At 74.3% G+C, this 12,534-nt stretch carries 11 protein-coding genes; 8 read left to right on the top strand and 3 right to left on the bottom strand.

What is annotated here, in order from left to right; genetic code table 11:
* Positions 1-2,002, top strand: a 2,002-nt coding sequence (locus tag HMPREF3099_RS01810; RefSeq protein WP_070703488.1) for a DEAD/DEAH box helicase, incomplete at its 5' end; no start/stop codon positions are given.
* Between the two features lie 49 nt (positions 2,003-2,051).
* On the opposite strand, the gene HMPREF3099_RS01805 is transcribed toward HMPREF3099_RS01810, so the two are convergent.
* Complete coding sequence (locus HMPREF3099_RS01805) at positions 2,052-2,984, bottom strand: 5'-3' exonuclease (RefSeq protein WP_070703487.1); 933 nt, start codon at positions 2,982-2,984, stop codon at positions 2,052-2,054.
* 69 nt (positions 2,985-3,053) lie between these two features.
* Here HMPREF3099_RS01805 and HMPREF3099_RS01800 point away from each other — a divergent pair, with 69 nt between their 5' ends.
* Entirely contained in the window at positions 3,054-3,518 is a 465-nt protein-coding gene (locus HMPREF3099_RS01800; RefSeq protein WP_070703490.1) for an Lrp/AsnC family transcriptional regulator, read from the top strand.
* Between the two features lie 6 nt (positions 3,519-3,524).
* Here HMPREF3099_RS01800 and HMPREF3099_RS01795 read toward each other — a convergent pair whose 3' ends face one another.
* Positions 3,525-4,016 carry an aminoacyl-tRNA deacylase gene (locus HMPREF3099_RS01795; protein WP_070703486.1) on the bottom strand — a complete coding sequence of 164 codons (492 nt, stop codon included), beginning with the start codon at positions 4,014-4,016 and terminating at the stop codon, positions 3,525-3,527.
* 66 nt (positions 4,017-4,082) lie between these two features.
* Between HMPREF3099_RS01795 and HMPREF3099_RS01790 the strand changes: the two genes are divergently transcribed.
* The 5 genes from HMPREF3099_RS01790 to HMPREF3099_RS01770 all read left to right on the top strand — a co-directional run bounded on the left by HMPREF3099_RS01790 (position 4,083) and on the right by HMPREF3099_RS01770 (position 9,638).
* On the top strand, positions 4,083-5,648 hold the full coding sequence (locus HMPREF3099_RS01790) for an amidohydrolase (protein WP_141761931.1): 1,566 nt from the start codon (positions 4,083-4,085) through the stop codon (positions 5,646-5,648).
* 288 nt (positions 5,649-5,936) lie between these two features.
* Entirely contained in the window at positions 5,937-7,544 is a 1,608-nt protein-coding gene (gene lnt, locus HMPREF3099_RS01785) for an apolipoprotein N-acyltransferase (protein WP_070703484.1), read from the top strand.
* 69 nt (positions 7,545-7,613) lie between these two features.
* Positions 7,614-8,408, top strand: a complete 795-nt coding sequence (locus HMPREF3099_RS01780; RefSeq protein ID WP_070703483.1) for a polyprenol monophosphomannose synthase — start codon at positions 7,614-7,616, stop codon at positions 8,406-8,408.
* The gene (locus tag HMPREF3099_RS01775) at positions 8,405-9,040 is read left to right on the top strand and encodes an FxsA family protein (RefSeq protein WP_237769698.1); all 636 of its coding nucleotides are present in this window, start codon (positions 8,405-8,407) and stop codon (positions 9,038-9,040) included. Before HMPREF3099_RS01780 ends, HMPREF3099_RS01775 begins: the two co-directional genes overlap by 4 nt.
* A 247-nt stretch (positions 9,041-9,287) precedes the next feature.
* Positions 9,288-9,638: an RNA polymerase-binding protein RbpA gene (locus HMPREF3099_RS01770; protein WP_070703482.1), complete on the top strand. Its 351-nt coding sequence runs from the start codon at positions 9,288-9,290 to the stop codon at positions 9,636-9,638.
* 111 nt (positions 9,639-9,749) lie between these two features.
* Here HMPREF3099_RS01770 and HMPREF3099_RS01765 read toward each other — a convergent pair whose 3' ends face one another.
* On the bottom strand, positions 9,750-11,123 hold the full coding sequence (locus HMPREF3099_RS01765) for an AI-2E family transporter (RefSeq protein ID WP_237769697.1): 1,374 nt from the start codon (positions 11,121-11,123) through the stop codon (positions 9,750-9,752).
* Between the two features lie 94 nt (positions 11,124-11,217).
* Between HMPREF3099_RS01765 and HMPREF3099_RS01760 the strand changes: the two genes are divergently transcribed.
* Positions 11,218-12,462: a CapA family protein gene (locus HMPREF3099_RS01760; RefSeq protein ID WP_070703481.1), complete on the top strand. Its 1,245-nt coding sequence runs from the start codon at positions 11,218-11,220 to the stop codon at positions 12,460-12,462.
* The last annotated feature ends 72 nt before the right edge of the window (positions 12,463-12,534 follow it).

Genomic DNA, 12,534 nt, shown 5'->3' with positions numbered 1-12,534 from the left:
CGGGCCGGCCGGCGCCCGGCGCACCGGCACCCCTTCGCGGGCGCAGGTGGTGCGCGCGTTGGACGAGGACGGCCTGCTGCCGGCCATCGTGTTCATCTTCAGCCGGGCCGGGTGCGACGCCGCGGTGCGCCAGCTGCTCTCGGCCGGCACCCGCCTCATCAGCGACGAGGAGGGCGAGGCGATCCACGACGAGGTGGAGGCGCGCGTGCTCTCGGTGGCCCCCGAGGACCTCGGCGTGCTGGGTTACCACGACTTCGTGGAAGGCCTCACCAACGGCTACGCCGCCCACCACGCCGGCATGCTGCCGCTCTTCCGCGAGATCGTGGAGGAGCTGTTCGCCGCCGGGCGCATCCAGTGTGTGTTCGCCACCGAGACCCTGGCCCTGGGCGTCAACATGCCGGCGCGGACCACCGTCATCGAGAAGCTGGTGAAGTTCAACGGCGAGACGCACGCCGACCTCACCCCGGCCGAGTACACCCAACTGACGGGCCGGGCGGGGCGCCGCGGCATCGACGTGGAGGGGCACGCCGTGGTGCTGGCCGGCCCGCGGGTGGACCCCACGCACGTGGCCGGTCTGGCCTCCACCCGCACCTTCCCGCTGCGCTCGAGCTTCCGACCCTCGCCCAACATGGCCGTCAACCTCGTGGACCGGCTGGGGCGGCAGGACGCCCGCACGCTGCTGGAGGAGTCGTTCGCCCAGTTCCAGGCCGACCGCGCGATGGCGGGGCACTCCCGGTCCGTGGAGCGCAACACCGAGGCCATGGAGGGCTACCGGGAGGCCATGGAGTGCCACCTGGGCGACTTCTCGGAGTACGCCGCGCTGCGCCAGGAGCTCACGCAGGCGGAGAAGGACGCGGCCAAGCAGCGCGGGGCGGCCCGGCGGGCGCAGGTGGAGATCGCCCTGGGCGAGCTGGTGCCCGGTGACGTCATCCGTATCGGCTCGGGGCGCCGGGCCGGGCGCGCGGTGGTCATCACCGGGACGCACGGGGTGCGCAAGCAGCACGACGACGTGGCCCTGGTGACCGATGCCGGACGGCTGCGCACCGTGGTGGCCGCCGACCTCGACGAGCCGCCGGTGGTGCAGGGGCGCGTGCAGCTTCCGCAACGGTTCAACCCGCGCAAGCCCAAGGACCGCAAGGACCTGGCCGCCACGATGCGGGCCAAGGTGCCCGACGCCGACCCGCCCCTGACCGCCCGGGAGGAGGGATCCGCCGCCCACCCTGAGGTGCAGGGTGAGGGTTCGACCGGTGCACGGGGCGCCTCGGGGGTCGACCGCATCGACGAGTTGCGGGCCGCGCTGAGGCGCCACCCCTGCCATGCCTGCCCGGACCGGGAGGAGCACGCCCGCTGGGCCACGCGCCTGCACACCCTGGAGCGGGAGACCGCCGGCCTGCGCCGCAAGGTGGCCCGACGCACCCACACCGTGAGCCGCACCTTCGACCGCCTCTGCGCGCTGCTCACCGAGTGGGGCTACCTCTCGGAGGACGGGCAGGAGGTGACCGAGGCCGGGCGCGTCCTGCAGCGGACGTACACCGAGAAGGACCTGCTCGTGGCCGAGATCCTGCAGCGCGGGCTGTGGCAGGGCCTCGACGCCGCCGAGCTGGCCGCGGCGGTGTCGATCGTGGTGCACGAGCCGCGCCGCGGGGAGGTCTCCATCACCCCGTCGATGCCCACCCCGCGCGTGGAGAAGGCCTACGACCGCATGGTGGACCTGTGGTCCCGCATCGAGGACGCGGAGGCCGAGCACCACCTGCCCACCACCGACCAGCCGGACGCCGGCATCGCGTGGATGGTGCACCGGTGGGCCACCGGGGTGCGCCTGGAGACGGTGCTGCGCGACTCGGACCTCTCGGCCGGGGACTTCGTGCGCCGCGCCAAGCAGGTGGTGGACCTGCTGGGCCAGGTGGAGCTGGCCTCTCCCCACGCCTCGGTGCAGGGCACGGCCCGCAAGGCCATGCAGCAGGTGCTGCGCGGCGTGGTGGCCGCCGACCGCGTGGACTGAGCCGGGCTGGGTCGGCCCTGCGCCCCTCCCCGGTGCGGGGTCGCCGCGGTCAGGCCAGCGGCGGCAGGCCCAGCGCGTCCAGCAGGCGCCCGACGGGCCCGCCCAGGTCGTAGCGCTCCACGAGGTCGGCGAGCGCCGCGGGGTCGGCCACCTCCCGGGGCAGGGCCAGCGCCTCGTCGGTGACCTCCAGCGGGGCGTCGCGCGCCACGTCGACCACCCGGGGCGCTGCGGCGAGGTAGTCGCGCCCCTCCTCGAGCCGCGCCCGGCGGGCCCCCTTGAGGCGGTCGTCGCCGCGGTCGAGCGCCTCGGTGATGCCGGCGAGCGACCCGAAGGTGTCCAGCAGCTGCACGGCCGTCTTCTCGCCGATGCCCTTGACGCCGGGCAGTCCGTCCGAGGGGTCGCCGCGCAGCACCGCCATCTCCGCGTAGGCGCGCCCGCTGGCCAGTCCGTACTTCTGCACCAGCCAGGACTCGTCCACCTCGTCGGCGTCGCGCACCCCGCCGCGCGCGGTGTAGAGCACGCGCACCCCGGCCGCGTCGTCCACGAGCTGGAAGAGGTCGCGGTCGCCGGTCACCACCTCCACGGGGCGGCGCCCGGCGGTGCGCTCCACCAGCGTGCCGATGACGTCGTCGGCCTCGTACCCCGGCGCCCCCACCCGGGCGATGCCGAGGGCGGCCAGCAGGTCCACGATGACGGGCACCTGCGGCACGAGGTCCGGCGGCGTGTCCTCGGTGGTGCCCGTGGTGTCGCCGGGCGCCAGGCGGTGCTCCTTGTAGGAGGGGATGGCCTCCACGCGGAAGGCCGGCCGCCAGTCGTCGTCCCAGCACATCACCAGGCCGCCGGGGGAGCGGTGCGCCACGAGGGAGGCGGTCATGTCCACCAGACCCCGCACGGCGTTGGTGGGCGGGGCGGCCGGGTCGCGGCGACGGTCGGGCACCCCGTGGAAGGCCCGGTAGTACAGGCTGGCGGCGTCGATGAGCATCAGTGGTGCGTCGGTCACACCCTCAGCGTAGGCGGCGTGGCGCGGACGCCGGCCGCCTACGCTGGCCCCGTGCCCCAGGAACTCGACGCCACCGACCGCTCCATCGTCAGCCACCTCTCGCAGGACGGCCGCATGAGCTACACCGAGCTGGCGCAGCGGGTGCACCTGTCCACCTCCGCGGCCCACCAGCGCGTGCGCCGGCTGGAGGACAACGGGGTCATCCGCCGCTACGGGGCGGTGGTGGACCCCGAGGCGGCGGGTCTGCCGATCACGGCGCTGCTCTCGCTGACGCCCTTCGACCCCGGCGCCCCGGACGACGTGCCCGAGCGCCTGCACCACCTCACGGAGATCGAGGCGTGCTGGTCGGTGGCCGGGTCGGCCAGTTACGTGCTGCTGGTGCGCGTCAGCCGGCCCAGCGTGCTGGAGGAGCTCATCGCCGAGATCCGTTCCACCGCACGGTGCTCCACCACCACCACGATGGTGCTCACCACGCCGTGGGAGAACCGCACGGCCTTCGCCCACCTGGGGGAGTGAGGCGCCTCAGGCCTGCCGCACGTCGGCCAGCCGTGCACCGGTGGCGGTGAGCAGCGCGTCGGGGGAGAGTTCCACGTCGAAGCCGCGGCGCCCTCCGCTGACGAACACGGTCCCGTGGTCGGTGATGCGCTGGTCCACGAGCATCGGAAGGCGTGTCTTCTGCCCGAAGGGGGAGATGCCGCCCACCACGTAGCCGGTGGCGCGCTCGGCGGCGGCCACGTCCGCCATCGAGCAGCGCTTCACCCCCAGCTCACGCGCCACGGCCTTGGTGTCCAGGCGGTCGGCCACGGCCACCACGGCGACGGCCAGCTCGTGGCGGCCCTTGGCCCCGGAGTCCACCACGAGCGTCTTGAAGATGCGCTCCTCGGGGATCCCGAGGGCCTCGGCAGCCTCCTGCCCGTAGCCCTCCACGTCGTCCTCGTGGCCGAAGGCGTGGCCGGTCCACGGGACGCCGGCGGCGTCGAGGGCGAGCGTGGCGGGCGTGGTGGGGATCCTCATGCCCCGATCCTGCCAAGCCGGGTGGGTCGCGGCGCGCGCCGGGGCCTGCTGGCCCACACTGGCGCCATGGAGACGATCGTCCTGGAGCAGGTCACGCTGTGGAATCCCGACACCCTGCCGGTGCCGGGGCAGACCGTGGTGCTGGAGGCCGGCCGCGTGGCCTGGCTGGGTCCGGCCGACCGGGCGCCGGACACCTCCGGGCTGCGCGAGGCCCACGTCCTGGCCGGTGAGGGGCGCCTGGTCACGCCGGCGTTCGTGGACGCCCACGCGCACGTCTCGGCCACCGGTGAGGTGCTCGGCGGGGTGGACCTGGCGGGCACCCGGAGCGTCGGCGAGGCCCTGGACCGCATCGCCGAGGCCGCCCGCCAGCGCCCCGGCACTCCGGTGTTCGCCCACTCCTGGGACGAGACCCACTGGGCGGAGAACCGGGCCATGACCTCCGCGGAGCTCGACCGCGCCTCCGGCGGCGGGGTGGTCTACGCCCCGCGTGTGGACATGCACGCCGCCACGGTGTCCTCCTCCCTGGCGGCCGTGGCCCAGGTGGCCAGCAAGGACGGGTGGGACGGCGTGGGCACCGCCACCCGGGCCGCCCAGGACGCGGTGGTGGCCGCCTGGGCGGCGAGCGTGGGCCCGGACGCCCGCCGCCGCAACATCGCCTTCGCCCTCGATGCCGCGGCCCGCGCCGGGGTGGGCACGGTGCACGAGATGGGCGCGCCCAATCTCACCAGCCCCGACGACGTGCGCGACGTGGTCGACGCCGGGGGAGCCGGCACGGTACGCACGGACGCCTACTGGGGGGAGTGGGTCGACGACCCGGTGCGCGCCTCCCACCTGCGGCAGGCCCTCGGCGTCATCGGGCTGGGCGGCGACCTCTACCTGGACGGCAGCTTCGGCGCCCGCAACGCCGGCCTGCTCGAGCCGTACAGCGACGCCCCGGACACCACCGGCGACCTGTACCTCACCGTCGAGGAGGCCGCCACGCACCTGGTGGCCTGCACGCGGGCCGGGGTGCAGGGCGGGTTCCACGCCATCGGCGACGCGGCGGTGCAGGTGGCGGCCGAGGCCCTCGAGGAGGCCGCCCGGCAGCTGGGCGACGCCGCCGTGCGCGCCGCGCACCACCGCATCGAGCACGTGGAGCTGCCCTCCCCCCAGGCCATGCGCACCTTCGCGCGCCTCGGGGTCACCTGCTCCATGCAGCCGATGTTCGAGGGCCTGTGGGGCGGCGGGGACGATCTCTACGCCACTCGGTTGGGCCGCCGCTGGCAGGAGACCAACCCGTGGCGCCGCCTGGACGAGCTCGGCGCGCCGGTGTGCTTCGGGTCGGACTCCCCGGTGACCCCCTGGGACCCGTGGGGCGCCCTGCGCTCGTGCGTGCGCCCGCAGAACCCCGGCGGCCTGCTCACCGCGCCGCGTGCCCTGGCCCTGCACACGCAGGCCGGGTGGCACGCCGCCGGGCGGGCCGGGGGCACCCTGCGCCGCGGCGGCGAGGACGACCTGGTGCTCTGGGACACCCGCGTGCCCACCGTGGCCCGGGATCTCGACGACTGGGTGGCGGACTCCTCCACGCCGCAGGCCCTGCTCACCGTGGTGGACGGCCACCTGGCGCAGTCCAGCGGAATCCCCACGATGTAGTTCACCCGCGAGGCACCCGCCCCTGACCTGCGAAAACGTCCGTTTGCGCAGGTCAGGGCCGGATTGACTCGCGCCAGCCAGCAGGTAGTTTCTGCGCATCACCGATGGCTCCCCACGGGGCGCCCGGTGACCGGGAGGACCACGCTCAGTAGAAAACGTGGACGTGTCGGCACCCAGCCGGCCCGACCGCGGCCCCAACGGCGTGGTCCTCTCGGTCACCGCACGGTCAGCCGGCGACGTACCGGGGGCGAGGGGCGACGCAGCCAGCGTCGCGCCTACACTCCCGGCGTGGTCGCCCTCCTCCAACGCGTGCTCGCCGCCGCCGTGGGCGGCACGCTCGTGTACCTCGCGCACCCCGACGCCGACCTCTGGTGGGCCGCCGCCCCGGGGGTCGCGCTCCTCACCCTGGCCACCCGCGGTGCCCGGCTGCGCACCGGCGCCCTGCTGGGCCTGCTGGCCGGCCTGTGCACCTTCGTGCCGCTCCTGCCGTGGTCCGGCGTCTACCTCGGCGTCGAGGCGTGGCTCGCCCTCGCGGTCTTCCAAGCCGTCTACCTCGTGCCGATGGGGTGGGCCCTGGCCGCCACCCAGCGGTGGACCTCCCGGCTGCGGCCGGCCGCCGAGGCCGTGGCCCTGCCCGTGCTCACCGCCGCGCTGTGGGTCTCCCAGGAGTGGCTGCGCGGATCCCAGCCGTGGGGCGGCTTCAGCTGGGCCCGACTGGCCTTCTCTCAGTCCCACGCCCCCACGCTGCCGGTGGCGCAGTACCTCACCGCCGCGGGGCTCTCCGCCTGGGTGGCCGCCACCGGGGGAGTGCTGGCCGTCGCCGTGCTCGCCGCGGCCCGGGCGCGATGGGGGCATGCGGCCGGGTCGCTCGCGGCGGCCGGGGCGCTCACGGCATCGCCGCTGCTGCTGCCGCTGAGCACCCCCACCGGCCCGGAGGTCGAGCTGCTGGCGGTGCAGGGCGACGCCCCGCAGACCGGCTTCCAGTTCGACCACGGCGCCCGCCAGGTGCTCACCAACCACACCGCCCTGGTGCAGCAGGCCGCCCGCGAGGTGGCGGACGGCACGCGCCCCGCCCCGGACGTGGTGCTGCTGCCGGAGAACGCCGCCGACGCCAACCCGCTGACCGACCAGCGCGCCGCCGAGCTGGTGGCCGAGGCGAGCCTGGCCGTCGACGCCCCGATGCTGCTCGGCGCCATCCCGCGCGAGCCCGGCCCGGGCCCCAGCAACGCGGTGCTGCAGTACCTGCCCGGGCAGGGTCCCGTGGCCCGCTACGACAAGCAGCACCTCGTGCCCTTCGGGGAGTGGGTGCCGCTGCGGCCCCTCGTCCGGGCGATCACCGCGAAGGCCGACCTCGTGCCGCAGGACTTCGTGGCCGGCGCCGCCCCGGGGGTGATGGACCTGCCGGTGCGCCGGGAAGTCTCACAGGACGGGGTGCTGCGCCTGGGCCTGGGCATCTGCTTCGAGGTGGCCTACGACGACCTCATGCGCGACCCGGTGGAGCGCGGCGCAGGCATGCTCTTCGTGCCCACCAACAACGCGAGCTTCGGCCACGGCGCCCAGTCCACCCAGCAGCTGGCCATCAGCCGGGTGCGGGCCGTGGAGCACGCCCGCACGGTGGCGCAGGTGAGCACCATGGGCACCAGCGCCGTCATCGGCCCCGACGGGCGCACCCTGACCACCCACGACGGGCGGACGCAGACCGGCCTGTACGAGCCCGCCCTGCTCTCGGTGACCGCCCCGCTCAACGACGCGACCACGCCGGCCACCCGCCTGGGCAACTGGCCCACCTGGGTGCTCGGCGCCGTCGCGGCCCTGGGCACCAGCGCCGGGCTGTTGCCGCGCCGCGCCACGGCGACGTCGGCCCCTCGGGGGACCGGCGCACACCGCGCGGCATGATGGGATGACCCGGACGTCTCCCGGTGTTGCACCGGCGACCACCCCAGACCCGATGGAGAACGAGACCCCGTGAGCCAGACCACCGCCCGCACCGCGCCCCTGCAGCGCGTGGCCGTCCTGATCCCCACCTACAACGAGGCCGAGAACATCGAGTGGATCGTCGGGCGCGTGCGCGCCGCGACCCCGCAGGTGGACGTGGTGGTGCTGGACGACAACTCCCCGGACGGCACCGGTGAGATCGCCGACCGCATGGCCGCTGCCGACCCGCAGGTGCACGTGCTGCACCGCAAGGGCAAGGAGGGCCTCGGACGCGCCTATCTCGCCGGCTTCGCGTGGGCCCTGGAGCAGGGCTACGACGCCGCGGTGGAGATGGACGCCGACGGCTCCCACCAGCCCGAGCAGCTGCACCTGCTGCTGGAGGCCGCCGACCGCGGTGCCGACCTGGTGCTGGGCTCCCGCTGGGTGCCCGGCGGCAGCGTTGTGAACTGGCCGCTGGACCGCAAGATCATCTCGATGGCGGGCAACCTGTACATCAAGATCGCCCTGGGCATGCCGCTGGGCGACGCCACCGGCGGCTACCGCGTGTACCGCGCCAGCGCCCTGCGCGCCATGGACCTCACCACCGTGGACTCGGTGGGCTACTGCTTCCAGGTGGACATGGCCTGGCGTGCGGTCCGCTCCGGCATGCGCGTGGTGGAGGTGCCGATCGAGTTCATCGAGCGCGAGCGCGGCAACTCCAAGATGGACTCCTCCATCGTCAAGGAGTCGCTGGTGCGGGTGACACGCTGGGCCGTGGAGCACCGCCTCGGCCAGGTGCGCCGCGCCCTGGGCCGCGGCCGGACTCAGGAGCTGGGCCACCGGTGAGCCCCCGTGTGATCTCCTCCGGCGCCGGGCGCACCCGGCGCCGTCGCCCCCGCTGGATGGTGGCCCTCAGCGTGCTGCTGCTGGTCATGCCGATGCTGGAGGTCGCCGTCATCATCAGCGTCGGCCAGCAGATCGGCATCGGGTGGACACTGCTGATGCTCGTCTTCTGGTCGAGCCTCGGCGCCTGGCTGGTCACGCGCGAGGGCTCGCGCACCTGGAAGCTGCTCAAGAACTCCCTGGCCACCGGCCACGAGCTCTCGCGGCAGCTCACCGACGCCGCGCTGGTGCTGGTGGGCGGCACGCTGCTGCTGGCCCCCGGCTTCGTGACCGACGCCATGGGCCTGTTCCTCGTGGTGCCCTTCACCCGGCCGATCACGCGCCGGGTGCTGCAGCGCGTGGTGGAGAAGAAGCTCCTCGGCGGCCTCATCGGCGGCGACCCCTTCGGCGAGGAGCCGATGGGCTTCGGCGCCTGGGGGAGTGGCCCCGCGGGACCCTCCGGGTTCGGCACCCCCACCGACGACGCGCGCACGAGTCCGCCCCGCCCGGGTGCGGGCACGTCAGGGTCCGCCACGGCGGGGGAGGACGAGGTGCTCGAGGGCGAGATCGTCGACCCGCCCCGGTGGTCGCGCTGAGGTGTGCCACGCCACGGGGCCGTGAACTGGCGGTGAACACCGCACCTCTGGCACACTGACGGATTGCCGCTCTGCAGCGGCACCTCACACCCCATCGGGGTGGCCACCCGGGAACACGCGCACGTCACCGTGCGTTCACCTGTGCGTGGCACGGGCCGTCGCGCGTCACGAGACCGCGCCGACGCCCACCGACGGACCACCAGTCACCCAGCGTCCGCCCCCTCGCCGGGGCATCAGGAGTACAAGCATGGCCGAGCGTTCCCTGCGTGGCACCAACCTGTCCGCCCTGTCGATGGAGAGCGACGAGAACGTCACCTTCAGCGAGCGACAGCTGGTGCGCTACAACTGCCCCGAGGGCCACGTCACCGAGCTGCCCTTCTCCGTGGAGGCCGAACTCCCCGCCCTGTGGGAGTGCCGCTGCGGCAAGGAGGCCAAGCTCGAGAACGGCCCGGAGCCGGAGCGCAAGCCCACCAAGCCGGTGCGCACCCACTGGGACATGCTCCTGGAGCGCCGTTCCATCCCGGAGCTCGAGGAGCTCCTCGAGGAGCGCCTGCAGTACCTGCGCGACCGTCGCGGCGTGACCAAGAAGGCCAGCTGACGATCCCCCGAGCCGCGTGCCGACCCCCTCGGCCGGCACGCACGACGGAGCCCCACGCACCATCCCCCCTCCGGCGCGTGGGGCTCCGTCGTGTCAGGACCCGCTGCGGCCTCAGCCGCGCTCGGGGTCCAGCCCCTCCACGGTGGCTCCGCTGCCGCGGTCGCGGGGACCGTCGGGACCCGGCTGCGGGTCCAGCGGCTGGCCGTCGGAGTCGACGCAGACCGGCACCACAGCGGTCGGTTCGCGGGACTCCTCCTGCTCCCGGCGGGTCTCCTCGTCCTCCAGCAGGTCCTGCCGGCGGGCGCGGGTCTCCGGGTCGTCCATGGAGCGCAGGTCCACCTGCTCGTTGAGGTAGCGCAGCACCACCACCACGCTCGCGGCCACCGGGACGGCCAGGAAGGCGCCGGGGATGCCCCACATGGAGCCACCCACGGCCACCGAGAGCAGCACGATGCCCTCGTGCAGCTGCATGGCCTTGCCCTGCACGATCGGCTGCAGGATGTTGCCCTCCACGTTCTGCACGAAGAGCACGATGCCCAGCAGGATGAGCGCCTTGGTGAGGCCCACGGAGACCAGCGCCACGAGCACGCTCAACGTACCGATCGTGACGGCACCCACGATGGGCACGAAGCCACCGAGGAAGGTGAGGATGGCCAGGGCACCCCACATCGGCACGCCGAGCACCACCAGGCCGATGCCGATGAGGGTGGCGTCGACCGCCGAGATGATGGCCTGGCTGCGCACGTAGCCGCTGAGGGTGCTCCACAGGCGGGTGCCCAGGGCGGTGATGTGCGGGGCCGCGGCGCGTCCCGAGAGGTGGCTCACCCACGGCAGGAAGCGGTCGCCGTCGCGGACGAAGAAGAAGGTGAGCACCAGGGTCATCAGGGCCGTCACGAAGGCCGACCCGACGGCCGCGACGCCGCTGAAGACACCCTTGCCGATCTCACCGCTGGCGTCCTGGATCTTGGTGGTCAGCTGGTCGATCGCCTTGTTGACCTGCTGGTCCTGGATGTTCAGCGGCGGCCGGGAGGCCCAGTCCTGCACCTGCTCGATGCCGGTGACGGTGCGCTCGGCCAGCTGGCCGCTCTGGTCCACCATCGAGGGGATGATGGCCGAGAGGACCGCCAGCAGCAGCACCAGCGCCCCGAGCACCGTGGTCAGGGCCGCCAGACCGTTGGGCATGAAGGAGCGCAGCAGCCGGGCCACCGGCTGGAGCACCGAGGCCAGGATGAGGGCCAGCAGCAGGGGCAGGACGCCCACCCAGAGCTTGCCCACGAGCCACAGCACGGCCCCCAGCGCCGCCATGACGAGCAGGAGGCGGCCCGCGAACGCCGCCGTGGAGCGGAACCCCCGGGCGATGACCTCGCTGCGGTCGCCCACGGAGTCGGGGTCGCGATCCGGTGCGCGTCGGGCATCGTCATTGCGGACCCGCAGGGCCTCCAGACCCTTGGGTTCCCACCTGCGCAGGTGTGTCAGTCGATTCACGCGCGCCATGGTGTCACGGTGGCAGCCTGCAGGCACCCGGACCGCGGCGGGGCGTGACAGCCGACTGACAGTGCTACCCCCTAGGGTGCCGGGCGTGATCTCCCCGCGCCGTACCCTCGCCCTGACCGCTGCCGCCACCACGTCGATCGTCGTGGGTGGGTGTGCCGAGCAGTCCGGGCAGGACCCGTCCACCGGCTCCACCGCGACCACCGCCTCCTCGCCCGTGACCGGCTCGCCGGGGGAGTCCGCGTCGTCCGAGCCGTCGGACTCCCCGTCCACCGCGGCCTCCGCCGACCCGTCGGCCCCCAGCTCCTCCGAGCCCTCGCCCTCCTCCGACCCCGCCCCGGAGGGTGCCGTGGTGCCGCCCGCGCAGCGTCCCGACGACCCAGCCGCCGGCCCGGTCCACCTCGCGGTCGTCGGCGACCTCAAGCTCGCCCACCGGGCGGCCGGTGACATCACCGCGGGCCGGGGGTCCCGGGTGTTCGCCGGCGTCGCCGACGAGCTGGCCTCCGCCGACCTCACGCTGGGCAACCTCGAGACCACGCTGGGCACCGCCCGGGACCAGGGCGACCGGCAGCACAAGCGGTACACCTTCATGTCGCCGCCCTCCTCGCCGGAGGTGCTGCTGGACGCCGGCTTCGACCACGTGAGCCTGGCCAACAACCACGTCTACGACTTCGGCGAGCCCGGCATCCTCTCCACCGTCCGTGCCCTCGACCAGGCGGGGCTGCCGCACTCGGGGGCCGGCGCCGACCCCCGGGCCGCCCGCGAGCCAGCGGTCCTGGAGGCCAACGGCCGGCGGATCGCAGTGCTCAGCTACATGGACGTGCCTGCCGACAACGCCCGCATCTTCTTCTCCAACAAGCAGTGGGAGGCCACCTCCCAGCGCGCCGGCGTCGCCTGGGGACACCCCGAGCAGGTGGCCCAGGACGTGGCCGCGGTCCGTGACCAGGTGGACGACGTGCTCGTGGTGATGCACGCCGGGCGGGAGAACAAGACCTTCCTCGTGGAGGAACAGCGCGCCATCGCACAGGCCGCCCTGGACGCCGGCGCCACGGCCGTCCTGGGCCACCACGCGCACGTGCTCCAGGGCTACCGGCAGGACCCGCAGGACGGCACGGCGGTGGCCTGGGGGCTGGGCAACTTCGTGTTCGACGGCTACCCCGAGGGCGCCGAGCAGACCGACTCGGCCATCCTGCACCTCACACTGGACGACCAGGGCGTGACCGACCTGTCGTTCACGCCGGTGGCGCTGCGTGGCGGCTACCCGGTGGCCCTCGACGAGACCTCCGGGCGGGGCCGCGCGATCCTCGACCGGCTGGAGCGCCTCGAGAAGTGAGCCCGCTCAGCGGGCCGGGACGGGCCGGGTGCCGTCGGTGTCGGCCAGCGCCGGCACCCCGGCCGCGACGGC

The organism is Kytococcus sp. HMSC28H12, from assembly GCF_001816045.1.
Taxonomy (GTDB): Bacteria; Actinomycetota; Actinomycetes; order Actinomycetales; family Dermatophilaceae; genus Kytococcus; species Kytococcus schroeteri.
Note: the sequence above shows the minus strand (reverse complement) of the source record. Positions and strands in the feature narration are given on the sequence as shown.

Bases quoted from the DNA above. Each gene is read 5' to 3' on its own strand.
- HMPREF3099_RS01795 (WP_070703486.1), bottom strand. From the start codon at position 4,016: ATGAGGATCCCCACCACGCCCGCCACGCTCGCCCTCGACGCCGCCGGC.
- HMPREF3099_RS01770 (WP_070703482.1), top strand. From the start codon at position 9,288: ATGGCCGAGCGTTCCCTGCGTGGCACCAACCTGTCCGCCCTGTCGATG.
- HMPREF3099_RS01790 (WP_141761931.1), top strand. From the start codon at position 4,083: ATGGAGACGATCGTCCTGGAGCAGGTCACGCTGTGGAATCCCGACACC.
- HMPREF3099_RS01805 (WP_070703487.1), bottom strand. From the start codon at position 2,984: ATGCTCATCGACGCCGCCAGCCTGTACTACCGGGCCTTCCACGGGGTG.